At 67.0% G+C, this 24,404-nt stretch carries 27 protein-coding genes and 1 tRNA gene; 13 read left to right on the forward strand and 15 right to left on the reverse strand.

The window, feature by feature from the left end; translation table 11 throughout:
• The first annotated feature begins 5 nt into the window (after positions 1 to 5).
• A complete protein-coding gene (locus OH686_RS12115; protein WP_289538941.1) occupies positions 6 to 425 on the forward strand; it encodes a PA0061/PA0062 family lipoprotein in 420 nt (139 codons plus the stop codon).
• 7 nt (positions 426 to 432) lie between these two features.
• On the opposite strand, the gene OH686_RS12120 is transcribed toward OH686_RS12115, so the two are convergent.
• The 6 genes from OH686_RS12120 to OH686_RS12145 form a co-directional block, all read right to left on the reverse strand.
• Positions 433 to 858: an OsmC family protein gene (locus OH686_RS12120; RefSeq protein ID WP_289538943.1), complete on the reverse strand. Its 426-nt coding sequence runs from the start codon at positions 856 to 858 to the stop codon at positions 433 to 435.
• 70 nt (positions 859 to 928) lie between these two features.
• Positions 929 to 1,927, reverse strand: coding sequence for an LLM class flavin-dependent oxidoreductase (locus OH686_RS12125; protein WP_289532853.1), 999 nt, complete (start codon positions 1,925 to 1,927; stop codon positions 929 to 931).
• 124 nt (positions 1,928 to 2,051) lie between these two features.
• Entirely contained in the window at positions 2,052 to 2,276 is a 225-nt protein-coding gene (locus OH686_RS12130; protein ID WP_289532855.1) for a DUF1161 domain-containing protein, read from the reverse strand.
• A gap of 91 nt (positions 2,277 to 2,367) precedes the next feature.
• Positions 2,368 to 2,583: a dodecin gene (locus OH686_RS12135; protein WP_137973879.1), complete on the reverse strand. Its 216-nt coding sequence runs from the start codon at positions 2,581 to 2,583 to the stop codon at positions 2,368 to 2,370.
• Positions 2,584 to 2,656: 73 nt separating this feature from the next.
• Positions 2,657 to 3,544: a LysR family transcriptional regulator gene (locus OH686_RS12140; RefSeq protein WP_289532857.1), complete on the reverse strand. Its 888-nt coding sequence runs from the start codon at positions 3,542 to 3,544 to the stop codon at positions 2,657 to 2,659.
• 4 nt (positions 3,545 to 3,548) lie between these two features.
• Positions 3,549 to 4,217 carry a DUF3592 domain-containing protein gene (locus OH686_RS12145; protein WP_289532858.1) on the reverse strand — a complete coding sequence of 223 codons (669 nt, stop codon included), beginning with the start codon at positions 4,215 to 4,217 and terminating at the stop codon, positions 3,549 to 3,551.
• A gap of 123 nt (positions 4,218 to 4,340) precedes the next feature.
• Here OH686_RS12145 and trpB point away from each other — a divergent pair, with 123 nt between their 5' ends.
• Positions 4,341 to 5,567, forward strand: a complete 1,227-nt coding sequence (trpB, locus tag OH686_RS12150; RefSeq protein WP_289532859.1) for a tryptophan synthase subunit beta — start codon at positions 4,341 to 4,343, stop codon at positions 5,565 to 5,567.
• Positions 5,567 to 6,376 carry a tryptophan synthase subunit alpha gene (gene trpA / locus OH686_RS12155; protein ID WP_289532860.1) on the forward strand — a complete coding sequence of 270 codons (810 nt, stop codon included), beginning with the start codon at positions 5,567 to 5,569 and terminating at the stop codon, positions 6,374 to 6,376. Before trpB ends, trpA begins: the two co-directional genes overlap by 1 nt.
• 46 nt (positions 6,377 to 6,422) lie before the next feature.
• On the opposite strand, the gene OH686_RS12160 is transcribed toward trpA, so the two are convergent.
• Positions 6,423 to 7,442, reverse strand: a complete 1,020-nt coding sequence (locus tag OH686_RS12160; protein WP_289532862.1) for a fatty acid desaturase family protein — start codon at positions 7,440 to 7,442, stop codon at positions 6,423 to 6,425.
• 131 nt (positions 7,443 to 7,573) lie between these two features.
• Between OH686_RS12160 and OH686_RS12165 the strand changes: the two genes are divergently transcribed.
• The gene (locus OH686_RS12165; RefSeq protein WP_289532863.1) at positions 7,574 to 8,266 is read left to right on the forward strand and encodes a hypothetical protein; all 693 of its coding nucleotides are present in this window, start codon (positions 7,574 to 7,576) and stop codon (positions 8,264 to 8,266) included.
• Positions 8,267 to 8,269: 3 nt separating this feature from the next.
• Here the strand turns inward: OH686_RS12165 and OH686_RS12170 are convergent, their stop codons facing one another.
• Positions 8,270 to 9,394, reverse strand: coding sequence for a M14 family metallopeptidase (locus tag OH686_RS12170; RefSeq protein ID WP_289532865.1), 1,125 nt, complete (start codon positions 9,392 to 9,394; stop codon positions 8,270 to 8,272).
• A gap of 173 nt (positions 9,395 to 9,567) precedes the next feature.
• On the opposite strand from OH686_RS12170, the gene OH686_RS12175 reads away from it, so the two are divergent.
• The 5 genes from OH686_RS12175 (at position 9,568) to OH686_RS12195 (ending at position 13,923) form a co-directional block, all read left to right on the forward strand.
• Entirely contained in the window at positions 9,568 to 10,473 is a 906-nt protein-coding gene (locus OH686_RS12175; protein ID WP_289532867.1) for a LysR substrate-binding domain-containing protein, read from the forward strand.
• Between the two features lie 77 nt (positions 10,474 to 10,550).
• Entirely contained in the window at positions 10,551 to 11,837 is a 1,287-nt protein-coding gene (locus OH686_RS12180) for an NAD(P)/FAD-dependent oxidoreductase (RefSeq protein ID WP_289532868.1), read from the forward strand.
• Between the two features lie 22 nt (positions 11,838 to 11,859).
• Positions 11,860 to 12,417: a helix-turn-helix domain-containing protein gene (locus OH686_RS12185; RefSeq protein ID WP_289532870.1), complete on the forward strand. Its 558-nt coding sequence runs from the start codon at positions 11,860 to 11,862 to the stop codon at positions 12,415 to 12,417.
• Positions 12,418 to 12,433: 16 nt separating this feature from the next.
• Positions 12,434 to 13,786 carry a glutamine synthetase family protein gene (locus tag OH686_RS12190; protein WP_289532872.1) on the forward strand — a complete coding sequence of 451 codons (1,353 nt, stop codon included), beginning with the start codon at positions 12,434 to 12,436 and terminating at the stop codon, positions 13,784 to 13,786.
• A 61-nt stretch (positions 13,787 to 13,847) separates the two neighbouring features.
• A tRNA-Thr gene (locus OH686_RS12195) sits at positions 13,848 to 13,923 on the forward strand.
• A 54-nt stretch (positions 13,924 to 13,977) separates the two neighbouring features.
• Here the strand turns inward: OH686_RS12195 and pbpG are convergent.
• The 4 genes from pbpG to hemF all read right to left on the reverse strand — a co-directional run bounded on the left by pbpG (position 13,978) and on the right by hemF (position 17,602).
• Complete coding sequence (gene pbpG, locus OH686_RS12200) at positions 13,978 to 14,883, reverse strand: D-alanyl-D-alanine endopeptidase (protein WP_289532874.1); 906 nt, start codon at positions 14,881 to 14,883, stop codon at positions 13,978 to 13,980.
• A 76-nt stretch (positions 14,884 to 14,959) separates the two neighbouring features.
• A complete protein-coding gene (locus OH686_RS12205) occupies positions 14,960 to 15,826 on the reverse strand; it encodes an EamA family transporter (protein ID WP_289532876.1) in 867 nt (288 codons plus the stop codon).
• A gap of 1 nt (position 15,827) precedes the next feature.
• Positions 15,828 to 16,649, reverse strand: a complete 822-nt coding sequence (gene aroE / locus OH686_RS12210) for a shikimate dehydrogenase (RefSeq protein WP_289532877.1) — start codon at positions 16,647 to 16,649, stop codon at positions 15,828 to 15,830.
• Positions 16,646 to 17,602 carry an oxygen-dependent coproporphyrinogen oxidase gene (gene hemF / locus OH686_RS12215; RefSeq protein WP_502942734.1) on the reverse strand — a complete coding sequence of 319 codons (957 nt, stop codon included), beginning with the start codon at positions 17,600 to 17,602 and terminating at the stop codon, positions 16,646 to 16,648. Before hemF ends, aroE begins: the two co-directional genes overlap by 4 nt.
• A gap of 79 nt (positions 17,603 to 17,681) precedes the next feature.
• Between hemF and OH686_RS12220 the strand changes: the two genes are divergently transcribed.
• On the forward strand, positions 17,682 to 18,659 hold the full coding sequence (locus OH686_RS12220; RefSeq protein ID WP_289532880.1) for an NADPH:quinone reductase: 978 nt from the start codon (positions 17,682 to 17,684) through the stop codon (positions 18,657 to 18,659).
• Between the two features lie 4 nt (positions 18,660 to 18,663).
• On the opposite strand, the gene tsaC is transcribed toward OH686_RS12220, so the two are convergent.
• The 3 genes from tsaC to OH686_RS12235 all read right to left on the reverse strand — a co-directional run bounded on the left by tsaC (position 18,664) and on the right by OH686_RS12235 (position 21,454).
• On the reverse strand, positions 18,664 to 19,221 hold the full coding sequence (gene tsaC, locus OH686_RS12225; protein ID WP_289532882.1) for an L-threonylcarbamoyladenylate synthase type 1 TsaC: 558 nt from the start codon (positions 19,219 to 19,221) through the stop codon (positions 18,664 to 18,666).
• 40 nt (positions 19,222 to 19,261) lie between these two features.
• A complete protein-coding gene (dprA, locus tag OH686_RS12230; RefSeq protein WP_289532883.1) occupies positions 19,262 to 20,350 on the reverse strand; it encodes a DNA-processing protein DprA in 1,089 nt (362 codons plus the stop codon).
• A 63-nt stretch (positions 20,351 to 20,413) separates the two neighbouring features.
• The gene (locus OH686_RS12235; RefSeq protein ID WP_289532884.1) at positions 20,414 to 21,454 is read right to left on the reverse strand and encodes a LysM peptidoglycan-binding domain-containing protein; all 1,041 of its coding nucleotides are present in this window, start codon (positions 21,452 to 21,454) and stop codon (positions 20,414 to 20,416) included.
• 133 nt (positions 21,455 to 21,587) lie between these two features.
• On the opposite strand from OH686_RS12235, the gene def reads away from it, so the two are divergent.
• The 3 genes from def to rsmB are packed head-to-tail and all read left to right on the forward strand — an operon-like array spanning position 21,588 to position 24,394.
• Positions 21,588 to 22,094 carry a peptide deformylase gene (gene def / locus OH686_RS12240; protein WP_137973900.1) on the forward strand — a complete coding sequence of 169 codons (507 nt, stop codon included), beginning with the start codon at positions 21,588 to 21,590 and terminating at the stop codon, positions 22,092 to 22,094.
• A gap of 60 nt (positions 22,095 to 22,154) precedes the next feature.
• Positions 22,155 to 23,087: a methionyl-tRNA formyltransferase gene (gene fmt / locus OH686_RS12245; RefSeq protein ID WP_289532885.1), complete on the forward strand. Its 933-nt coding sequence runs from the start codon at positions 22,155 to 22,157 to the stop codon at positions 23,085 to 23,087.
• Positions 23,084 to 24,394 (forward strand): 16S rRNA (cytosine(967)-C(5))-methyltransferase RsmB, encoded by a 1,311-nt coding sequence (rsmB, locus tag OH686_RS12250; RefSeq protein WP_289532887.1) that lies wholly within the window; start codon positions 23,084 to 23,086, stop codon positions 24,392 to 24,394. Before fmt ends, rsmB begins: the two co-directional genes overlap by 4 nt.
• Positions 24,395 to 24,404: the final 10 nt, after the last annotated feature.

A 24,404-nucleotide genomic window follows, 5' to 3' on the forward strand; every position in this document is an offset into this window, starting at 1 on the left:
CCGCCATGCGCCTGCCCCTGTTGCTGCCCCTGCTCGCCCTCGGCGCCTGCGCCAGCCCATTGCCGCCGGCGGACCCGCAGCAGGCCTGGGTCGAGCTGTACGCCAGCCCCGGCTACACCCTGATGGCGCACAAGCTGGACGACCAGCAGACCCGCGACGGCCGCTACTTCCAGGTGGCACCCGGCGCCCACGAGCTGCAGGTGCGCTTCCAGTTCGAGGTGGCCGGCGGTGGCGGTGGCGGCGAGTTCAGCAGCGAGCCGGTCGAGATGACCTGCCACCTGCGCTTCCGCTACGACGGCTTCGCCGCCGGCCAGCGCTACCGCATCGAGGCCCGGCCGCTGCAGTACAAGGCCCAAGGCTGGCTGTACGGCGAGGGCCGCCAGGTGCTGGCACGGGCCGACGTGCTGCGCTGCAGTACCTTCTGAGCAACGCTCAGGCGTCCAGCGTCACCTGCAGGCTGATCTCGGCGTTGAGCAGCTTGGACACCGGGCAACCGGTCTTGGCCTTCTCCACCGCCTCCTCGAACTTGTCGCGGTCGGCGCCGGGAATCCTGGCGCGCAGGCTCAGGTGCACGGCGCTGATGCGAAAGCCGCCGTCCTCCTTCTCCAGCCACACCTCGGCCTGGGTATCGATGCTCTCGGCGAGCATGCCGCGCTCCTCCAGCTCCTTGGACAGGGCCATGGAGAAGCAGCCGGCATGGGCGGCGCCGATCAGCTCCTCGGGGTTGGTACCGGGCTGATCCTCGAAACGGGTGTTGAAGCCGTAGGGCTGGTCCTTCAGCGCACCGCTCTGGGTGGAGATGCGCCCCTTGCCGTCCTTGATGCCGCCCTGCCAGTGGGCCGAGGCCCTCTTCTTGATGGTCATGTACTGCTCCTCTCGCGTGGGTGGATACCCAGTTGAGAGGAACGCCGCTGCGGCAAAGTTCGTCCTATCGCAGCCCGGCGACTATCTCGAAGCTGCGCAGGCGATGCTCGGGCTGATACAGGTCGCAGGTGAAGATCAGCTCGTCGGCGCCGCTCTGCTCCAGCAGCACCTCCAGACGCGCACGCACCTTCTCCGGCCCGCCGATCGCCGCCAGGCCGAGGAAGTCGCCGACCGCCTGCTGCTCGTGGGGCTGCCAGCGGCCGACCATGCTCTCCACCGGCGGCCGCAGCACCAGGCTTTGCCCGCGCATCAGCGCCAGCACTCGCTGGTAGGCGGTGGTGGCGAGGAATTCGGCTTCCTCGTCACTGGGCGCGGCGATCAGCGGCACGCCGATCATGGCGTAGGGTTTGGCCAGCATGGCCGAGGGCTGGAAGTTCTCGCGGTAGATGCGCAGCGCCTGGTGCAGGTAGCGCGGCGCGAAGTGCGAGGCGAAGGCATAGGGCAGGCCCTTCTGCGCCGCCAGCTGGGCGCTGAACAGACTGGAGCCGAGCAGCCAGATCGGCACCTGGCTGTCCACGCCCGGCACGGCCAGCACCGTCTGCCCGGGCTGGCGCGGGCCGAGCAGGGTTTCCAGCTCCTCGACGTCCTGGGGGAAATCCTCGGCGCTGCCCAGGCGGTCGCGGCGCAGGGCGCGGGCGGTGGCCTGGTCGGCACCCGGCGCACGGCCCAGGCCCAGCTCGATGCGGCCCGGGTAGAGCGCGGCGAGGGTGCCGAACTGCTCGGCCACCACCAGCGGCGCGTGGTTGGGCAGCATGATACCGCCGGAGCCCAGGCGCAGGGTCGAGGTGTTGGCCGCCAGGTAGCCGAGCAGCACGGCGGTGGCGGAACTGGCGATGCCCTCCATGTTGTGGTGCTCGGCCACCCACATGCGCGAGAAGCCGAGGCTCTCCACGTGGCGGGCCAGGTCGAGGGATCGCTGCAGGGCGGGCGCGGCACCGATATCGTCGTCGCGCATGGGCGCCAGGTCGAGTACGGAGAATGGTGTGGTGGACAGCTTGCTCATAAAGCCTCCTCGGGTCATACCTGCTTTATGGGGTCGTCCCGGCGAAAGGCAAGCCGCCATTCGGCCCATGAAAAAGGCCGGAGCCCCTTGCGGAGGCTCCGGCCCGATTGCCGCGGCTAAATGATCAGCCGCGCTGGTAGACGATTTCCTTGGTGTCGGCCTCGCAGGTGCCGACCACGGTCTTGTCGCCGGCCGCACCCTTTTCGACCACTTCCAGGGTGTAGGCGGCAACGCCCTTGTCCTTGAGCTTGGCCTCGATCTCCGCCTTCAGCTCGTCACAGGGCTTGCCCGCAGCCAAGGCAGAGCCGGCCAGGGTGAACAGGGCCAGGCCCAGCATCATTTGCTTCATGGATAACGCTCCTTCGTAGGTGGACTCGCGGGGCAACCCGCCCCGGACCGACCAAGACTAGCCGACACGGGCGGGCGAAACCGTGCGCCGCTCAGCTGTTGCTGATGCGGAAACCGACCTTGAGCTCGACCTGATAGTGCGCCACCTTGCCGTCGACTATGTGGCCGCGGGTGTCGACGACCTCGAACCAGTCCATGTTGCGCACGGACTTGGCGCATTCGGCCAGGGCATTGGCGATGGCATCCTCGATGCTCACCTTGGAAGTGCCGACGACTTCGATTTTCTTGTAGGTACGGTGATCGGACATGTGCTTCTCCTTGGGCAGGCAGGCTTCTTCTTCACGCTAGCCAAGCCGGGCGAAAGCACAAGCGGGACGCGACTCAACCCGCCAATTCGCGGCCCAGCCACTGCGCCAGGCGCTCGGCGCGATCATCGCGGCTGCGCCCGGGCACCCACAGGGCCAGGCGGGCCGAGGTTTCGACAAAGCCCCAGGGCGCGACCAGGCGACCGCCAGCCAGATCGTCCGTCACCAGCTGCTGCGGGGCGATGGCCACGCCGAGACCGGCGGCGGCGGCTTCCAGCAGGTAGTAGAGATGCTCGAAGCCCTGGCCCTGCTGCAGCTTTGTCGCCTCCAGACCCTGGGCCTGGGCCCACTGCGGCCAGGCCTGGGGGCGCGAGGCAGTGTGCAGCAGCGGCTCGCCGAGCAGGGCGGCAGCCGGCTCGCCACTCAGGCGCGCATGGCCCTGGTAACGCGGGCTCAACACCGGGCCGATGCGCTCCGCCACCAGTTCGTAGACCTGCATGTCCGCCGGCCAGGGCGGAGTGGCGAAACACAGGGTGGCGTCGACGCCGGGCCGGCGCGGATCCAACTCGCCCTCGCTGGCCGACAGCTGCAGACGCAGCTCCGGCAACTCGCGGTTGAGCCGGTCCAGCCGCGGAATGAACCAACGCGCCAGCAGGCTGCCCGGACAGCCGAGGACGAAGGGCGCACCCTCCTGGCGCTGGCGCAGTTCGGCGCAGGTCGTGCGTAGACGCTCGAAGCTCTCGGAAGCGACGTCGCGCAGGCGCACCCCGGCATCGGTGAGTTTCACGCCGCGGCCGTCCTTGTCGAACAGGCTGACCCCGAGCTGTTCCTCCAGCACCCTAATCTGCCGGCTCACGGCGCCATGGGTCACATGCAGCTCGGCCGCCGCCTGGCTGACGCTGAGCAGGCGGGCAGCGGCCTCGAAGGCGCGCAGGGCATTCAGCGGGGGGAGTTCTCGGCTCATCTCGTTACTTCGCCAGGCGCGGCAGGAAACTGGTGTCGACGCTGTAGCGCCGGGGATTATCGGGGTCGATGCGTACCTGCAGTGAGTCACGCTGAACAAAGGGCTGCGGGTCGAACCACAGGTCTTCGCTGTAAAACAGATGTACCGCGCCGCTGGCCGGGTTCCGCCACTGGCAGACCAGTTGCCAGGCCGGCACATTGTTCAGCGTGGCGAAGGGGTTGCGGCGGACTTCGACGATACGCGCCTGCACCGCCTGGCCGCGCCTCTCCAACCGGGAACGCCTGCGCCTGGCTAGCGCTTCAGGCAGCACGAAGACCATGCCCCCCAGCAGAAAGATCGAGCCGAAGCTGCCCAGAATCAGGCTGACGAACCAGTTCTGCGTGAAGCCATCGATATGTGCGTTTTCTGGCTCTAGCGGGTCATAGAGCAGTTCGACTGACTCGCCGATTTCGTATCCCGGCCGGCTGCATACCTGCCCATGGAAAGTCACTCGTTCGCCCTGCCCAGTGGAGAACGCAATGCTGGGGCAGCCCCTGCCACTCACGGCCACCACGCTACCAGCCGTCCGCAGCATGCGTTCCTCTTCGTTCCATCTGTGAATCTGCAGCAGCAGTGCAACTATCAAGAGAAGGCCACCAAAGGCAGGAAAGACTAGCAACCAGCGATCATTCATCATCGACTTCCATGTCTTTATATGTCAGAAAAATTCACATATCCAGGCAGATTTATCGGTTTTTATCCGCCCCATCCGGTCTTAAACTGCCGCCATTGTCTGACCAACCTACGGATGACAGCCATGTCTGGTTCACAGAACTCCCTTCGCACCGGCCCTGACGCCACCGGCCTGTTCGGCTCCTTCGGCGGGCAGTACGTCGCCGAGACCCTGATGCCGCTGATCCACGACCTCGCCGCCGAATACGAGAAGGCCAAGGCCGACCCGGAATTCGCCAAGGAACTGGCCTACTTCCAGCGCGACTACGTCGGCCGCCCGAGCCCGCTGTACTTCGCCGAGCGCCTGACCGAGCACTGCGGCGGCGCCAAGATCTACCTCAAGCGCGAGGAGCTCAATCACACCGGCGCGCACAAGATCAACAACTGCATTGGCCAGATCCTGCTGGCCAAGCGCATGGGCAAGAAGCGCATCATCGCCGAGACCGGCGCCGGCATGCACGGCGTGGCCACCGCCACCGTGGCGGCGCGCTTCGGCATGGAATGCGTGATCTTCATGGGCACCACCGACATCGATCGCCAGCAGGCCAACGTGTTCCGCATGAAGCTGCTGGGCGCCACCGTGATCCCGGTCACCGCCGGCACCGGCACCCTCAAGGATGCGATGAACGAGGCGCTGCGCGACTGGGTGACCAACGTGCACAACACCTTCTACCTGATCGGCACCGTCGCCGGCCCGCACCCATACCCGGCCATGGTCCGCGACTTCCAGGCCGTGATCGGCAAGGAAACCCGCGAGCAGCTGGCCGAGAAGGAAGGTCGCCTGCCCGATTCGCTGGTCGCCTGCATCGGCGGTGGCTCCAACGCCATGGGCCTGTTCCACCCCTTCCTCGACGATAAGTCGGTACAGATCATCGGCGTCGAAGCGGCCGGCCACGGCATCGAGACCGGCAAACACGCCGCCAGCCTCAACGGCGGCGTACCGGGCGTGCTGCACGGCAACCGCACCTTCCTGCTGCAGGACGACGATGGCCAGATCATCGACGCCCACTCCATCTCCGCCGGCCTCGACTACCCCGGCATCGGCCCCGAGCACGCCTGGCTGCACGACATCGGTCGCGTCGAGTACACCTCGATCACCGATGACGAAGCCCTGGCCGCCTTCCACCAGTGCTGCCGCCTGGAGGGCATCATCCCGGCCCTGGAGAGCTCCCACGCCCTGGCCGAAGTGTTCAAGCGCGCGCCCAAGCTGCCCAAGGACCACATCATGGTGGTCAACCTGTCCGGCCGCGGCGACAAGGACATGCAGACCGTGATGCACCACCTCGACCTGTCCAAATCGGAGAACAACTGATGAGCCGTCTGCAGAGCCGATTTGCCGAGCTGAAACAGCAGAACCGCGCCGCCCTGGTCACCTTCGTCACCGGCGGCGACCCGGACTACGATACCTCGCTGGCCATCCTGAAAGGCCTGCCGGCCGCCGGTGCCGACGTGATCGAGCTGGGCATGCCCTTCACCGATCCGATGGCCGACGGCCCGTCGATCCAGCTGGCCAACATCCGCGCCTTGGGCGCCAAGCAGACCCTGGCCAAGACCCTGCAGATGGTCCGCGAATTCCGCGCAGGCGAGCAGAACACCCCGCTGGTGCTGATGGGATATTTCAACCCCATCCACTACTACGGCGTGGACAAGTTCATCGCCGACGCCAAGGAAGCCGGCGTGGACGGCCTGATCGTGGTCGACCTGCCACCGGAACATAACGCCGACCTGTGCTTCCCGGCCCAGGCCGCAGGCATCGACTTCATTCGCCTCACGACGCCTACCACCGACGACAAGCGCCTGCCGACCGTACTCAACGGCAGCTCCGGCTTCGTCTACTACGTCTCCGTGGCCGGCGTCACCGGTGCCGGTGCCGCCACCCTGGAGCATGTGGAAGAAGCCCACGCGCGCCTGCGCCGCCACACCGACCTGCCGGTGTGCATCGGCTTCGGCATCCGCACCCCGGAACACGCCGCCGACGTGGCACGCCGCGCCGAGGGCGTGGTGGTGGGTTCGGCGCTGGTCGACCAGATCGCCAAGGCCAGCAGCCCGCAAGAAGCCATCGACGGCGTGCTGAGCCTGTGCGCCCGGCTGGCCGAGGGTGTGCGCGGCGCTCGGCGCTGAGTTCGTCCCGCCATAGAAAAAGCCGCCCTCGGGCGGCTTTTTCGTTTTAGCGGCTACTGACCAACCGCAGCACCTGCCAGTAGCCCGGCGGCTCCGGGGTCAGCCCGCGTTCGCGCAGCAGGGCGTGCAGCTGTGGCAGGCGGAAGTAGGGTACCGAGGCCATCAGGTGGTGCTCGATGTGGTAGTTGACCCGGATCGGCGCGACGAAGGCGCGGGCCAGCCAGCCGGCGCGCGTGGTGCGGGTGTTGCGCAGGGTGTCGCGGGAAGGCTCCAGGCAGGCGTGCTCGGCCATCGAGCGGATGCGCAGGAACAGCGGGAAGGGCGTGACATAGGCCAGCGCCCAGACGCCATACAGCCAGGCGTGGCCGCTGGCCCAGCACGCGGCCAGCAGCAGGCCATTGGTAATCAGCATGCCGGCGGCGTTGCTAAGGAAGGTCAGCGAATAGTCCCACCAGCGCTGCCCTTCCTGGGGCAGCACCTGCACATCGTTGGCCACCGTCCACTTGAGCACACCGGCATCCATCAGCACCCGGCCGAGCATGAACTTCAGCCCGGTCACGCCGAACAGGTCGCGGGCCAGCTTGCGCAGCAGCGAGGTGCGCGTGGTGGGGAAGCCGGCCACCAGTGACAGGTCCGGGTCCTGCTCGCTGGAAGTCTTGGCGTGGTGCACCAGGTGGTAGGGGCGGTACTTGTGCAGCTCGTTCCACACCGGCCGCGCGCACAGCCAGTCGGTCAGCACGTCATTGCCCCACTTGCTCTTGAACAGGGTGCCGTGGGCCGCATCGTGCTGCAGGATGGCCAGGCACAGCTGGCGTCCGCCGATGATCGCCAAGCCAACGAGCAGGGCGAGGACGAAGGCCCACAGCGGCAGATTTTCCTGGGCCCAGGCCAGGCCAGTGAAGGTCAGCGCCAATACGCCCCAGGTGGAGAACACCGCCCAGGCGCCGCGCCAATCGGAGCGCTGGGTGAGAGTTCTGATCTCCTCGCGGCTGAGGACATCGGCGATACGGGTGCGGGTCTCGGACATGGCGGGACGCTCGTTGTTGAAGTCGCCCGATTGCAGCATCAGACTCGGCACATTGCAGGCGTCGGAGGTGACTGAATACGCTGCATTTCTGCCAAAGCCGGCCGGCGCTGGCCATCTACCGTTCGCATACTCACTATTGCCTCCAACCCCAGTACAGCGAGTATCGGCACATGTCATCGACCCTCAACAAGGCCATAGGCACGGCGCTCGACGCCGCAATGACAGCGACTGGCGGCAGTGCCCTGCAGAAGGTCGCCTCGGGTGGCGGTCCCGACCTGCGGCGCTACTTCGCCGAAACATCCTGGCAGCAGATGGAGATCACGGTCTATCGCGACAAGTACTGGAGCGCCGAGGGCGGCATTCTGCGTGCCGATGCCTATTGCCTGGTGAATGACTACCAGCTGGCCTTGGGCAGAACGCCGCAGTCTTGGCTGAAGCCGGACTATGGCCAGCCGCTGCTGCACTTCCAGCTGGGCCTGAATAGTAACGCCCAGCCGTTCGCCATGGAGCTGCACAGCCTCGTCGACGTCACCGAGCTGGTTAAGCGCTGGTCGCGCTGGCTGCGGGAGCAGGCGCTGCCTTGGCTGGAGCAGCTGGGCACGGTCGAAGGCGTGCTGCACCGGCTCGAAGGAGCCCACGCCCAACGCGCCTGCTATCTGGCGCACCTGGGTCGCCCGCAGGAAGCCGCCGCTGCCCTCCAGGACTACCTGCGGACGCTACCGCGCAACATCGAGCGAACCTTGCAGCAACTGCACAGCGCCGGTCTGCTGCAGGAAAGCGACGCAGCGCTGCTGCTGCGCGCCAGCCTGCAGCACGAGGACCGCTACCGCGAGGCGGTCGAGCAGTGGCTGGCCGGGCGCTGAACCTCAGCGCAACTTGTCGACCATCGCCGCCAGCACGCTCAGCACATCGCGGGCCAGGCGCTTGGAGCGTGCGCCGTTCCAGCCGGTGCGCGGGTCGGGCGAGAGGTTGTGATCCTTGAACGGCATCTCCACCGTGTAGGCCAGGCAGTCGTATGTCTGCCCGACCCAGTTGCAGGCCAGCGCCAGGTTGGCCTGGCCGGGTTCGTCGCGCGGGTAGCCGTGCTCCACCTGGAACTCGCCGACGGCCATTAGGCGTCGGCGGAACTCCTGCTCCAGTGCGTCCAGGCGCGGTGTGAAGCCGGGGTTGCCCTCGCAGCCGGCGGTGAACACATAGGGAATCTCCTCGTCGCCGTGGATATCCAGGAAGCAGTCGACGCCCTGGGCGGCCATCTGCTGCTGAACGAACAGCACCTCCGGGCTCTCGCTGGCCGAAGGTGCCTGCCAGGCGCGGTTGAGGTCCTTGCCGGCGGCGTTGGTGCGCAGGTTGCCGAGGAAGGCGCCGTCCGGGTTCATGTGCGGCACCAGGTACAGGTCGGCCTTGCTCAGCAGTTGCTGCAGCTCCTCGTCATCCTGGTAGAGGCGCTCGATCAGCCCCTCCATGTACCACTCGGCCATATGCTCGCCAGGGTGCTGCTGGGCGATCAGCCAGATCTTGCGCGGCGCGCTGGCCGTGCCGCGCACATGCAGCAGCGGCAGCTCGCGACCCTGCAGGCTGCTGCCGCAGGCCAGCAGCTCGACGTTGGGCAGCGCCAGCGCCTTGACCAGCAGCCGCGCATGACGGGCGCGGGAGTAGGGCTCGAAGTAGGCGAAGCGGGCGGAGCTGTGCTCGGCCAGCAGTTCGAAGTGCAGGCCGTCCGCGTCAAACGTGGTCGGCACGCGGAACCAGTCCTCGCCGTCGTAGCTGGCCACCGCCTGGTAGCCGCTCCAGGCGCTCTTGTAGCTGGACTGGGCGGCGTTGGTCAGGCTGAAGCCGTGGCGCTGGCCGACGCTCAGGCCCTCGGCGAGGAAGTGGAACCACTGGAAGTGGTCGCTGGCGAAGTCCTTGCGGATGGCCAGGCGCACCTGGCCGGGGTCGCCGGCGTTGATCACCTCGATGTTGCCGCTGTCGAAATCGCTGCGAATCTGCATGGCCGGGGTCCTGATTGCGAGAAGCCGGCAGGATAGCCGTCCCGGCTCGGCTGTGCATGCCGAGCGGCAGGCCATGTCGCATCTGTGCAAGTCGGCCGCGCCTCGGTTGCCGAGGCCAACGGACCAGGCCAGACTCGGCCAATACCCCGCGTATTCTTGCTAGAGAATCACGAATGAAGACGACCCTGGACGAACTGCAGGCCTTCACTCAGGTGGTGGACGGCGGCTCCATCACCGCCGCCGCCGAACAGCTGGGGCAGACCGCCTCGGGCATCAGCCGCGCGCTCGGTCGCCTGGAGGAGAAGCTCGAGGTCACCCTGCTGCGCCGTACCACCCGGCGCCTGGAGCTGACCGAGGAAGGCGCGGCCTTTCTCGCCCAGGCCCGGCGCATTCTCGCCGCGGTGGAGGAGGCCGAGGAACAGATGGCCCTGCGCCGCCAGGTGCCGGCCGGGCGCCTGCGGGTCAATGCCGCCTCGCCGTTCATGCTGCATGTGCTGGTGCCGCTGGTCGCAGGCTTTCGCCAGCGCTATCCGCAGATCGAGCTGGAGCTGAACAGCAATGACCAGATCATCGACCTGCTGGAGCAGCGCACCGACCTGGCCATCCGCATCGGCCCCCTGCGTGATTCCAGCCTGCATGCGCGGCCGCTGGGCTGCAGCCGCATCCGCGTGCTGGCCAGCCCGGCCTACCTGGCGAGTCGCGGCACGCCGCGCAGCGTCGCCGAGCTGGAGGATCACCACCTGCTCGGCTTCACCCAGCCGGAAAGTCTCAATGTCTGGCCGCTGCGCCATGCCGTCGGCGAGGGCCTGAGCATCAGCCCGGATCTGCGCGCGTCCAGCGGCGAGACCCTGCGCCAGCTGGCCCTGAGCGGCGCGGGACTGGTCTGCCTGTCGGACTTCATGACGGAACAGGACCGGCAGTCCGGCACGCTGGTCGAGGTGCTGGCCGAGCAGCGTGTCGACAGCCACCAACCGATCAACGCCGTGTACTACCGCAACACCGCACTGGCAGCGCGTATCACCTGCTTCCTCGACTACCTGGGCGAGCACCTGGCGGGGCGGGCCTGGGCAAGAAACTGACCGGACGCTCTTGGCCTTATGAATTTTCTTGTGTATTTTTTCATGAAATTAACAAGAAACAATTTCACGAGGCCTTCATGTTCAAGCAATCCGCGCAGCACATAGGCACCTACTACGCCGGTACCTATGGTCCCATTCCGCTGCGCCCGCGCCTGGAAGAACACACCGACTGCGACGTGCTGATCATCGGTGGCGGCTTCAGCGGCCTGCACACCGGCCTGCGCCTGGCCCTGGCCGGCAAGAAGGTGGTGATCCTCGAAGCCAGCCGCCTGGCCTGGGCCGCCTCCGGGCGCAACGGCGGGCAGGCGCTGCCGGGCTGGTCCTGCGATATGCCGCCGCTGGAAAAGGCCCTGGGTACCGAACGCGCCAAACAGTTGTGGGACAGCATGGTCTGGGCCGCCGAGGAGATGCGCGAGCTGCCCGAGCGCCACCGCTTCGACATCGACTACCGCACCGGCGCCCTCTACACCGCCGTGCTGCCGCGCCGGGTGCGCCTGCTGCAGGAGAACCTCGAAGAAGCCAGCGAGAAGTACGGCTACCAGCAGCTCAGCTTCATCCCCAAGCAAGATCTGCCCGAGTGGATCGCCAGCCCGCGCTATCAGGCCGCCCTGCATGACTCCGGCGCCGCCCACCTCAACCCGCTGAAGCTGGCCCAGGGCCTGGCCGGCGCCATCGAAGCGGCGGGTGGACGCCTCTTCGAGCAGAGCAAGGTGCTCGACTACCGCGAGACCGACGCCGGCTTCGTCGCCCGCACCGAGCACGGCGAGGTGCGCGGTGAAGTGCTGGTGCTGGCCTGCAACGCCTATATCGACCGCCTCGACACGGCGCTGTCCAAACGCCTGCTGCCGGTCGGCTCCTACCAGGTGGCCACCGCGCCGCTGGACCCGGAGCTGGCGCGCTCGCTGTTCCCGCGCGGCACCTGCGCCATCGACAACCAGTTCGTGCCCGACTACTTCCGCGTCACCCCGGACAACCGCCTGCTGTTCGGCGGCGGCTGCACCTACCTGGGCGGCATCCCGGCGGACGTGCCGGCGGCCACCCGGCCGTACCTAGAGCGGGTGTTCCCGCAGCTGCGCGGCGTGCAGATCGACTACGGCTGGGGCGGCCATATCGACTGCACCATGCACCGCACGCCGGACGTCGGCCGCCAGGGCCAGCGCTACTGGCTGCAGGGCTTCTCCGGCCACGGCATCCTGCCGACCCTGGCCGCCGCGCGCGCGGTGAGCGACGCGATTCTCGGCGACGAACAGCTGCTCGGCCTGTACCAGGGCCTGAGCAACCCCGGCTTCCCCGGCGGTGATCTGCTGCGCGCGCCGATCGAGGCGGTGGGCAAGGCCTGGTACCGTCTGCGCGACGTCGTCTAACCCAACGAAACACGGAACCGGCATGGACAAGCAGGAAGAAATCGAAGGCCTCGCGATCCTGGTGCGCGACCTGCGCAAGCACAAGAACCTCACCCTCAACGAGCTGGCCGAACGCATCGGCCGCTCGGTGGGCTTCCTGTCCCAGGTCGAGCGCGGCCTGTCGCGCCCGACCGTGGCCGACCTCACCGCCATCAGCGAAGCGCTGAGCGTACCCACCACTTACTTCTACAACCCGGGCCGCCCACGCGCGGTGCGCTGGGTCACCCGCCCGGACGAGCGCCGCACCCTGTACTACGCCGGCGGCATCACCGATGTGCTGGCCTCACCCGGCATGGCCGGCGGCTTCGCCATGCTCGAGAGCTTCCTCGAACCCGGCGCCAGCAGTGGCGACGGCCACCTCGACGACAGCTCCGAGCAGGGCGGCTTCGTCCTCGAGGGCGAGCTGACCGTCTGGTACGGCGACGACGCTGAGCCGGTCACCCTCGGCCCGCGCGACAGCTTCCAGCTGCCGCCCCACGCCAAGTTCCGCTACGCCAACCTCACCGATTCCCCCACCCGAGTGCTCTGGGTCTTCACCTGACCGCGCAGATACCACCATGACAACAACAACGAAATTCCCCGACCTGCTCAGCGAAGTGCGCGCCTTCCGCGCCGCCCATCCGGACGTGCGCTACGTCGAACTGATCTGCCTGGATATTCCCGGGCACTTCTACGGCAAGCGCTACCCCCTCGACATGCTGGAGAAGGTCGCCGCCGGCGGCCCGCTCAAGGTGCCGCAGAACTGCGTGCTGCTCGGCGCCCAGGGCGGCCTGCACCCGATCGGCGACTACTGCTTCAACGACGGTGATCCGGACGCCCCGCGCCGGCTGATCCCCGGCAGCCTCAAGCCGGTGCGCTGGGAGAACCAGCCGCTGGGGCAGATGCTGATCAGCTCGGACGGCACCGAGGCGCCGATCGAGTTCGAGCCGCGCGAGGTGCTGGCCCGGGTGCTCAAGCGCCTGGAGGCCAAGGGCATTCGCCCGGTGGTGGCCTTCGAGCTGGAGTTCTACCTGTTCGACCGCAAGCTGGACAGCGGCCTGCCGCGCTTCCCACGCGACCCGCTGACCGACGACGAAGACGACCAGCCGAACATGCACATCGAGCGCCTGTCGCGCTTCTCCGACGTGCTGCACGAGATGGTCGAGGCCGCCCAGGAGCAGGGCGTGGAAGCCAACGTGATCACCGCCGAGCTGGGCCCGGGCCAGTTCGAGATCAATTTCGCCCACTGCGACGACGGCCTGCACGCCGCCGACCAGGCCGCCCTGTTCTGCCGCAGCACCCGCGGCGTGGCCATGCAGCATGGCTACCGCGCCAGCTTCATGAGCAAACCCTACCTGGACGCACCGGGCAGCGGCATGCACGTGCACGTCAGCCTGTACGACCGAGACGGCAACAACCTGCTCGACGGCGATCAACAGCGCCCGCTGCGCCACGCCGTGGCCGGCTGCCTGGAGCTGCTGCCGCACTGCATGCCGATCTTCGCCGCCAACCACAACGCCTTCCGCCGCTATGGCGCCATGGTCAATTCGGCGAGCAAGGCCAGCTGGGGCTTCGAGGATCGCGACGCGTGCATCCGCATCCCCGAGTCGGACGGCCGAAACCTGCGCATCGAACACCGCCTGGCCGGCGCCGACGCCAACCCCTACCTGGTGCTGGCGGCCATCCTCAGCGGCATGGAGTACGGATTGGACCAGGCCCGCGAGCCGATCCCCTCGCTCAACGAGGATCGCAGCAGCGGCATCACCTTCCCCAAGGACATGCTCACCGCAGTGGCGGCCATGGCGTCCCACGAGGTGGTGAAGGACAAGCTGGGCAGGGAGTTCGTCTTCGTCTACTGCGAGAACAAGCGCCAGGATCACCTGCAGTTCATGCACGACATCAGCGCACGGGAGTATCGCTGGTTCCTGTAAACGCACAGCGGGCCGGGACGCAATTGCCCGGCTCGCTGCCAGCTGATAACTTGCCGTCCACGCCGGTGTAGCTCAGTCGGTAGAGCAGCGCACTCGTAACGCGAAGGTCGCAGGTTCGATTCCTGTCTCCGGCACCAGCATCCTGAACAAAAAAGCCCAGCATCGAGCTGGGCTTTTTTATGGCTGGCGGGTTACTGCGCCGCCTGCATGGTCCGGGCGCGCTCGGCCTGTTTCTGCTTCTTGTAGGCCAGCGCCGCCGGCGCCACCTTGGTCACCTGGCCGGTTTCCAGCCAGCGCTTGAGGCGGTTGGCGTCGGCCATGTGGGTGTGTTTGCCGAAGGCATCCAGAACCACGAAGGCCACCGGCTTGCCGGCCATCTGGGTGCGCATCACCAGGCAGTGGCCGGCGGCGTTGGTGAAGCCGGTCTTGGTCAGCTGGATGCTCCAGTTGTCCTTGTGCACCAGGCTGTTGGTGTTGCGGAAGCCGAGGCTATAGCGCGGCTTGGCGAATACCTGGACGTGCTCGCGGGTGCTGCTGAACTGGCCGATCAGCGGGTACTGGCCCGCGGCCTTGACCAGCTTGACCAGATCATTGGCGGTGGAGACGTTCTTCTCCGACAGGCCGGTCGGTTCGCGGTAGCGGGTGTGGCTCATGCCCAGGGCCGTGGCCTTGGCGTTCATCGCCGCGACGAAGGCCGGCACGCCGCCCGGGTAGTGATGGGCGAGGCTGGCGGCGGCGCGATTCTCCGAGCTCATCAGGGTCAGCAGTAGCATGTCGCGGCGGCTCAGCTGGCTGCCGATGCGCACACGGGAATACACGCCGCGCATCTCCGGCACGTCCTTGATCACTATGCTCAGTTGCTCGTCGAGCGACGGCTTGGCATCCAGCACCACCATGGCGGTCATCAGCTTGGTCACCGAGGCGATCGGTACCTGCAAGTCCGGGTTGCTGGAGTAAAGGATCTGGTTGCTGTTGAGGTCGACCAGCAGGGCGCTGCCGGAGGCGAGTTCCTGGGTCTGCGGCGCCGCCTGGGCGAGGGGGGCGACGAGGGTCAGGCAGGCCAGCAGCAGGCCGGCGAGGGACAAGGCTTTTTTCACTATCGGGATCCGCACTGTTGAATGAGCCAGGCGGTCCCTGCCGGCGAATGGCGTGAGTATAAGTGTGAGCGCGGTCTCAGGCGAGCGCGGGCGCTCTACGGCGGCCCAGACGCAGCAGACCCATGGCGACCAGGATCACCGCGGCGCCGGCAGCCAGGCGTGGCAGGTCGAAGTCGCGGTTCCAGATCAGCAGGTTGACCAGCAGCCCGGCCGGCACGTGCAGCTCGTTCATGATCGCCAGGGTGCCGGCGTCGACGCGGGTGCTGCCCTTGACCCACCAGTACAGGCCCAGGGCCGTGGCGAACAGCCCCATCCAGGCCAGTACGCCCCACTGCACGACGGTGTGCGGCAACTTGTCCGGGTTGCCGAACAGCAGGAACGACGGCAGCACCAGCAGCAGCGCGCCGAGGAAGAAGTGGCCGAAGAAGCGGTGCAGCGGCTGCGTCGGCTGGTAGTGCAGCAGCAGACGGCGGCACAGCACCTGGCCGGCGGCGAAGGTGGCGTTGGCGATCTGCAGCAGGACGAAACCGAACAGGTAATCGCCCTCCAGCTTGTCGAAACGAATGATCACTCCGCCGCCCACGGCGACCAGCGCGGCGAGCAACGCCCAGGGGCTGAAACGCCGCGCCAGGGCATCGTCGAGCAGGGTCACGTAGATCGGCGTGAGCACGGTGAACAGCAGCACCTCGGGCACCGTCAGCACCTGGAAGCTGCGGTACAGGCACAGGTAGGTGATGCCGAACTGCAGCGCCCCGGCCAGCCAGAAACCGGCCAGCAGGCGCCACGGCAGGCCGCGCCAGAGGGTGAAAGGCAGGAATACCAGGGCGGCGATCAGCACCCGCGCCAGTACGGCGAAGTCGCTGTCGACGCGGCCGGCCAGGTATTCGCCAATCAGGCTGAAGGAGAACGCCCAGAGGGCCGTGACGACTAGCAGGTAGCGCATGTCAGCTCAGCTGGCTGCGCAGTTCCGCCAGTACCGCCGCGCTCTGCGGGCGCACCCCACGCCAGACGAAGAAGGCCTCGGCGGCCTGCTCCACCAGCATGCCCAGGCCATCGATGCAGCGCGCCGCGCCATGCTCGGCAGCCCAGCGGTTGAACGCGGTCGCCTGCTTGCCGTACATCATGTCGTAGCAGACGGTTTGGCCGGGCTGGATCAGGCTCGCATCGATCGGCGGCAGCTCGCCGGCCAGCGAGGCCGAGGTGCCGTTGATGATCAGGTCGACCGGCTCGCTCAGCCAGTCGAAACCGGCGGCGGCCACCGGGCCCAGGTCGGCGAATTCGCGGGCCAGTTGCTCGGCCTTTTCCACCGTGCGGTTGGCGATGGTCAGGCTCTGCGGGCGCTCGGCCAGCAGCGGTTCGAGCACCCCACGCACGGCACCACCGGCGCCGAGCAAGAGGATGCGCTTGCCGGCCAGGTCGAGGCCGGCGTTCACCGTGAGGTCGCGGACCAGGCCGGCGCCGTCGGTGTTGTCGCCGAGCAGGCGGCCGTCATCGAGTTTCTTCAGGGTGTTCACCGCGCCGGCACGACGAGCGCGCTCGCTCAGCTCGTCGGCCAGGCGATAGGCCTCTTCCTTGAACGGCACGGTGACATTGCCGCCCCGGCCGGTGGCGAAGAACGCGCGGGCATAGCCGGCGAAATCGTCCAGCGGCGCCAGCAGGGCCTCGTAGGACAGTTGCTCGCCGGTCTGCGCGGCGAACATGCCGTGGATCAGCGGCGACTTGCTGTGGCCGATGGGGTTGCCGAACACGCCGTAACGATCGGTCACTTCGCGGCCTCGCCAAGCCAGTCGCGGTCGGTCAGGAAGTACTCGGTCAGGCGTGCTTCTTCGCTGCCCGGCTGCGGCTTCCAGTCATAGCCCCAGCGCACGTGCGGCGGCAGCGACATGAGGATGGACTCGGTGCGCCCACCGGACTGCAGGCCGAACAGGGTGCCGCGGTCGAACACCAGGTTGAACTCGACGTAGCGGCCACGGCGGAAGGCCTGGAACTCGCGCTGCGCCTCGGTGAAGGGAGTGTTCCGGCGGCGCTGGATGATGGGCAGGTAGGCCTGGAGATAGGCATCGCCGATGGCGCGCAGGAAGGCGAAGCTGGTGTCGAAGTCCCACTGGTTGAGGTCGTCGAAGAACAGCCCGCCGATGCCACGCGGCTCATTACGGTGCTTGAGGTGAAAGTAGCGGTCGCACCACTCCTTGAACTTGGGATAGACCTCGGCGCCGAAGGGCGCGCAGGCGTCACGGGCGACCTGGTGCCAGTGCACGCAGTCTTCCTCGTTGGCGTAGTAGGGCGTCAGGTCGAAGCCGCCGCCGAACCACCAGACCGCTTCCTCGCCGGCCTTCTCGGCGCTGAAGAAGCGCACGTTGGCGTGGGAGGTGGGGATGTGCGGGTTCTCCGGGTGGATCACCAGGGACACGCCCATGGCCTCGAAGCCACGCCCGGCCAGTTCCGGGCGGTGGGCGCTGGCCGACGGCGGCAGGCTGTCGCCGAATACATGTGAGAAGTTGACCCCACCTTTCTCGATAAGCGCGCCGTTCTCGATCACCCGAGTGCGGCCACCGCCACCGGCCGGGCGCTCCCAGCTGTCCTCGAAGAAGGCGCCACCGTCCTCGGCGGCCAGGGCGGCGCAGATGCGATCCTGCAGGTCGAGCAGGTAGGCCTTCACGGCCTGGGTACGTTCACTCACGGCTTGGGTCCGGGGCAGTTCGGAAGAGGGCGCCAGCATACCATCGTCGTATCCCGCCGGGCTTGACGGGGGTCAGCGCCGGCGCTTGGATGGAGCCCTTTGCAGAGGAGTACACGACATGGCCAAACGCATCCAGTTTTCCCGCCACGGCGGCAGCGAGGTGCTCGAGCTGGTCGACCAGGCGGCGGTCAATCCGGGCCCGCACGAGGTGCGCGTGCGCAATCGCGCCATCGGCCTGAACTTTATCGACACCTACTACCGTAGCGGCCTGTATGTGCCGCCGAGCCTGCCGTCCGGCCTGGGCGGCGAGGGCGCCGGCGAGGTAGAGGCGGTGGGCAGCGCGGTGACCCATCTCAAGGTTGGCGACCGCGTCGCCTATGGCACCGGCCCGCTGGGCGCCTATGGCGAGTTGCACGTACTACCGGCCCAGCATCTGGTCAAACTGCCGGACTCGATCTCCTTCGAACAGGCCGCGGCGCTGATGCTCAAGGGCCTCACCGTGCAGTACCTGCTGCGCCAGACCTATCGGGTCGAGGCCGGCCAGACCATCCTCTGGCACGCCGCAGCTGGCGGTGTCGGTCTGATCGCCTGCCAGTGGGCTCGGGCGCTGGGGGTGAGGCTGATCGGCACCGTGTCGTCGCCGGAAAAGGCGGCCCTGGCCAAGGCCAACGGCGCCTGGGCGACCATCGACTACAGCCGCGAGGACGTGGTGCAGCGGGTGCTGGAGCTAACCGACGGCGCCAAGTGCCCGGTGGTGTACGACTCGGTGGGCAAGGACACCTGGGAGCGCTCGCTGGACTGCGTGGCGCCGCGCGGCCTGCTGGTGAGCTTCGGCAATGCCTCGGGCGCGGTCACCGGGGTCAACCTCGGCGTGCTGGCGCAGAAGGGCTCGCTGTACGTCACTCGGCCGACCCTGGGCAACTACGCCAACAACGCCGAAAACCTGCAGGCGATGGCCGACGAGCTGTTCGGCCTGGTCGCCAGCGGCGCGATCAAGGTAGAGATCGGCCGGCGCTATCCACTGGCCGAGGCGGCACAGGCCCAGGATGCACTGAGCGGTCGGCAGACCACCGGCTCGACCATCCTGATTCCGTAGGGAATCAGGACGGGCGGATCACATCGCCGGTCCGCAGGTCGCGGATCAGGCTGGGGTTCTTGCGCCCACCCAGGGCACCGCCGAGCACCGCATCCAGCTGGCGCGGGAAGTACTGCTCGACACGCAGGCGCGAGCGCGCCGATGGGCGCCCGGCGGGATTGGCCGAGGTGGATACCAGTGGGCCGGTAAGGGCGCACAGGTCACGCACCAACGGGTGGTCGCTGACGCGCAGGGCGACAGTGTCGTGCTGGCCGGTGATCCACTCGGGCAGGCGATTCTGGTGCGGCACCAGCCAGGTGTTGGGTCCGGGCCAGGTGCTGGCCAGGCGGTCGATCCAGCGCTCGGGCAGGTCGTCGAGGAGAAAGTCGAACTGCTCGATGCTGTCCGCCACCAGGATCAGGCCCTTGTGTACCGGGCGCTCCTTGAGCGCCAGCAGGCGATCCACCGCAACCTCGTTCCACGGGTCGCAACCCAGGCCCCAGACGGCCTCAGTGGGATAGGCGATCACCCCGCCCTCGCGTACCACCTTTGCCACTCGCCGTATGCGCCAACTGCCGTGCATGCTCGCCCCCTTTCTCTGCATGACGGCGAGTTTACCCAGCTCAGACGACGCGGTGTACCCAGCGCCCGGCTTCGCAGGCCACCAAACCTTGCAGCTCCAGGTCGGTCAGGGCCACCAGCACCTCGCCGATTGGCAATTCGCAGGCCAGGGCCAGGCCTTCGCTGGTTTGCGGCGCAGCGCGCAGCTGCACCAACAACGGGTGGTCGACCTGGGCAGACGCTTCGCTCACCGGGGTGACACGCTGCCAGCCACGCAGGGCCTGGAGGATGTCCTCGACGCTCTCCACCAGGGTCGCCCCTTCGCGGATCAGCTGATGGCAGCCGCGCGCACCGGGATGGTGGATGGAACCGGGAATCGCATAGACCTCGCGCCCCTGCTCGGCGGCCAGACGCGCGGTAATCAGCGAGCCACTGGAAGGGCTGGCCTCGACCACCAGCACTCCCACGGACAGGCCACTGATGATGCGATTGCGCCGCGGGAAGTTGCTGGCCTGGGGCGGGCAATCCAGCGGCAACTCGGAGACCAGCGCACCGCCCTGCTCGACGATGCGCGCGGCCAACCCCAGATGGCGCTGCGGATAGATGTGCTGCAGCCCGGTGCCGAGTACCGCTATCGTCGCGCCATCGACATCCAGCGCGCCCTGATGCGCCGCACCGTCGATGCCCAGGGCGAGGCCGCTGGTGATCACGAAACCTCCACCGGCCAAGCTGCGGGCGAAAGCGGCGGCGGTATCCAGGCCTGGCCGCGAAGCCTTGCGACTGCCGACCAGGGCTAGCTGCGGACGCTCCAGTAGCGCCGGCGCGCCAGCAACGAACAACAGCGGCGGTGCATCGCTCAGCTCGGCCAGCAGGCCGGGGTAAGCAGGATCGTCCCACATCAGCAGCGACTGGCCCGGTTGCTCCAGCCAGCGCAAGGCTGCCGTAGCGTGCTCGCGGATCTCCGCACTGCGCCTGGGTTCGGCACAGGCACTTGGCAGACCGAGGGAACGCCAGGCGGAAGCAGGCGCGCTGAGAGCGGCAGAGGCACTGCCAAAGGCTTCGAGCAAACGGCGGAAGCGGCGTGGACCGAGTTCCGGCAGGCGATGCAGACGCAGGCGCGCTTCCAGCTCGGCGGGGGAGATATCATGCATGTCGATCATCCTTGATCGTGACGCAGAAAGCAGAACCCCCGCGAGAGCGGGGGTTCTGTTGATTTACGGGTTCTTCACCTTGTCCATCACCGCCAGGTCGCGGGTGGCATAGAGCACGAGGCCGTAGCTGAGCTTCTCGTAGGAGCGGAATACCATCAGCAGGCCGGAACGCTCATCCGGGATCTTTACCGACTCGCCGGTAATCCGATCCCGCACGGTCTCACCGGTCTTGTAGATCGCCAAGACGTTGCCTTCGGTGACGCCATCGATTTTGCCCTTGTTAAGGGTAACTACGTCATATTGGCCGATACGAACCACGCCACGCGGCACATCGAGAATCACACCATCGACGTCGGTGGCCGGTTCGCTGGGCGTGAAGATCGAGTTGACTGCACGCTCCTCGGTGGGGAACAGCCGATCACCGAGGCGCACTTCCTGCTTGGCTCGCGTCAGGGTAAGAGTGGCAATATCGCCTTCCTCGGCCACCACTTCTCCGCTGCCGATATCGTCGGCGTTGATACCTAGAAACTCCTTGGTTTCCGGATCGGTATAGACCTTACCTTGGCGGAATATGCCGTACACCTGTTGGGCATCATCGAATGCGCCTCGGGCATAGATGCGATCCCCAGCACCACTGACCACGCGCTCAGCCTGGCCGGCAACGATATAGGGTTTGCCCTTGAACTCTTCTTCGCTGTCGACGATACGGTTGGTCAGCAGGAAGCTGTTGATCGCCTCCAGCGGAATGGTCGGGATTGCCTCGGCCATAGGAGTGCTGCGCACCTTCGGCGACAACTTGATAGTGCCACGCGACTCGCCGCGGTTGAGCACCAGACGCGGCTGACCATCGATGTACACCAGGCTCAAGGTATCGCCCGGGTAGATCAGATGAGGATTCTCGATCTGTGGGTTGGCGTGCCACAGCTCGGGCCACTTCCACGGCTGGCTAAGGAACTTGCCGGAGATGTCCCACAGGGTGTCACCCTTGACCACGGTGTAGCGGTCCGGATGACCTTCCTTGAGCTGGACGGCTGCCTGGACCAGGCCACTCTGTACCAGACCGCCCGCAGCAACCAGCAGCAGGGCGAGTAGTGATTTCCTCATGCGGTGAATCCCTTTATTATGTGGCTGGCGCCTGTAAGCCGCAGAAGCCGAGGCTTTTGAGCCGTTTTTCAAAGCTGTTCATCATCTTAGCAGCGGTTTTTTACTTTATTCCACAAGTGCATCACAAACAGCCATGGCGATACTCAACATCCTCGAATTCCCCGATCCGCGCCTGCGTACTATCGCCAAGCCGGTGACCGTATTCGACGCAGCTCTTTCCCAACTGATCGACGACATGTTCGAGACCATGTATGCCGCGCCTGGCATAGGTCTGGCGGCCACCCAGATCAACGTGCACAAGCGTGTGGTGGTGATGGATCTGTCCGAGGACAAGTCCGAGCCACGGGTGTTCATCAACCCCGAGTTCGAGTCGCTGACTGAGGAAATGGACCAGTACCAGGAAGGCTGCCTGTCGGTACCTGGCTTCTACGAGAACGTCGACCGCCCGCAGAAGGTCAAGATCAAGGCCCAGGACCGCGACGGCAAGCCGTACGAGCTGATCGCCGAAGGCCTGCTCGCCGTGTGCATCCAGCATGAGTGCGATCACCTCAACGGCAAGCTGTTCGTCGACTACCTGTCCAACCTCAAGCGCGACCGGATCAAGAAAAAGCTGGAAAAACAGCACCGCCAGCAGGCTTGATTCCCGACTCCGAAAGGCTTGCTCCGGCAAGCCTTTTTCTTTTCATGCAGTGAGTGATCCATGCGCATCATCTTTGCCGGCACCCCGGAATTTGCCGCCCAGCACCTGCAGGCTTTGCTCGACGCGGGTCGCGAGATCGTCGCCGTGTACACCCAGCCGGATCGCCCGGCTGGCCGCGGGCAGAAACTGATGCCCAGCCCGGTCAAGCAATTGGCCCTGCAGCACAATATCGCCGTGTACCAGCCGCAGACCCTGCGCGATCCTGCCGCCCAGGCCGAGCTCGCCGCGCTCAAGCCGGACCTGATGGTGGTGGTCGCCTACGGCCTGATCCTGCCGCAGGTGGTGCTCGACACCCCGCGCCTGGGCTGCATCAACAGCCACGCCTCGCTGCTGCCACGCTGGCGCGGTGCCGCGCCGATTCAGCGCGCGATCCAGGCCGGCGATGCCAGCAGCGGCGTCACGGTGATGCAGATGGAGGCTGGCCTCGATACCGGCCCCATGCTGCTCAAGGTCACCACCACCATCACAGTCGAGGACACCGGCGGCAGCCTGCACGATCGGCTGGCGCACCTGGGCTCGGCGGCCGTGGTCGAGGCAGTCACTAAACTCGCCGCAGGCGAACTCAAGGGCGAAGTGCAGGACGACAGCCTGGCCACCTACGCCCACAAGCTGAACAAGGACGAGGCACGCCTCGACTGGAGCCGCCCGGCCGAGGAGCTGGAGCGCCTGGTGCGCGCCTTCAATCCCTGGCCGATCTGCCATAGCACCCTGAACGGCGAACCGCTCAAGGTGCTGGCCGCGCAGCTGGGCGAGGGCAAAGGCACCCCCGGCACCGTGCTCGCCGCCGATAAGAACGGCCTGACCGTCGCCTGCGGCGAAGGCGCCCTGCGTCTGACCCGCCTGCAGTTGCCCGGCGGCAAGCCGCTGGCCTTCGCCGACCTGTACAACAGCCGCCGCGAGCAGTTCGCCCCCGGCCTGGTGCTTGGTCAATGAACCCACGCCTGGCCGCCGCCCGCGCCCTGGCCGCCGTACTGAATGGCAAGGCCTCGCTGGGTAGCAGCCTGCCGCCGCTGCTGGACAGGGTCGAGGCACGTGACCGCGGCCTGGCCCAGGACCTGGCCTTCGGCACCGCGCGCTGGCAGCCACGCCTGCAGCTGCTCGCCGAGAAGCTGCTACAGAAGCCGTTCAAGGCCGCCGACCGCGATGTCGAGGCCCTGCTCCTGGTCGGCCTGTACCAGCTGCTGCATACCCGCATCCCGGCCCACGCCGCCATCGGCGAGACGGTGGCCTGCATCGACAAGCTGAAGAAATCCTCGCTCAAGGGCCTGCTCAACGGCGTGCTGCGCAATGCCCAGCGCGATCACGAGGCGCTATTCGCCGAACTGGATCGCGATCCGGTGCTGCACACCGCTCACCCGCGCTGGCTGCAGAAGCGCCTCAAGGCCGACTGGCCCGAGCACTGGCAGGCGATCTGCGCCGCCAACAACCAGCACCCACCGCTGATCCTGCGGGTCAATCGCCGCCATGGCAGCCGCGACGCCTACCTCGCCGAGCTGCGCGCCGCTGGCGTCGAAGCCGAACCCTGCGCCTTTAGCCGCGACGGCATCCGCTTGCTGCAACCCTGCGACGTGAAGACCCTGCCGGGCTTCGCCGAGGGCCGCGTCAGCGTGCAGGACGAGGCCGCGCAGCTGGCCGCCGACCTGCTCGACCTGGCGCCCGGCCAGCGTGTGCTGGACGCCTGCGCGGCGCCCGGCGGCAAGACCTGCCATCTGCTGGAAGCACAGCTGCAACTGGCCGAAGTCGTGGCCTTGGATCTGGAGCCGGCGCGTCTGGCCCGGGTGCAGGAGAATCTCGACCGCCTCAAGCTCAAGGCCACTCTGGTCGCCGCCGATGGCCGTGACGTGGCTGCCTGGTGGGACGGTAAGCCATTCCAGCGCATCCTGCTCGACGCGCCCTGCTCGGCCACCGGTGTGATCCGTCGCCATCCGGATATCAAGCTGACCCGTCAGGCCGACGACATCACCGCGCTGGCCCAGCTGCAGGGCGAGCTGCTCGATGCCTTGTGGCCGACCCTGGAGGTCGGCGGCGTGCTGCTCTACGCCACCTGCTCGGTGCTGCCGGAGGAAAACCGCGACAACATCGCCGCCTTCCTCGCCCGCACCCCCGGTGCACGTGAGTTGGACATCCCTGGCGCCTTCGGCCTCAAGCAGGCCCATGGCCGCCAGCTGCTGCCGCAGGCCGAGGGCCACGACGGCTTCTACTATGCCAAGCTGATCAAGATCGCCGCATCACGCGGCTAACGGAGTGATC

The organism is Pseudomonas sp. SO81 (genome assembly GCF_030374125.1).
GTDB lineage: Bacteria > Pseudomonadota > Gammaproteobacteria > Pseudomonadales > Pseudomonadaceae > Aquipseudomonas.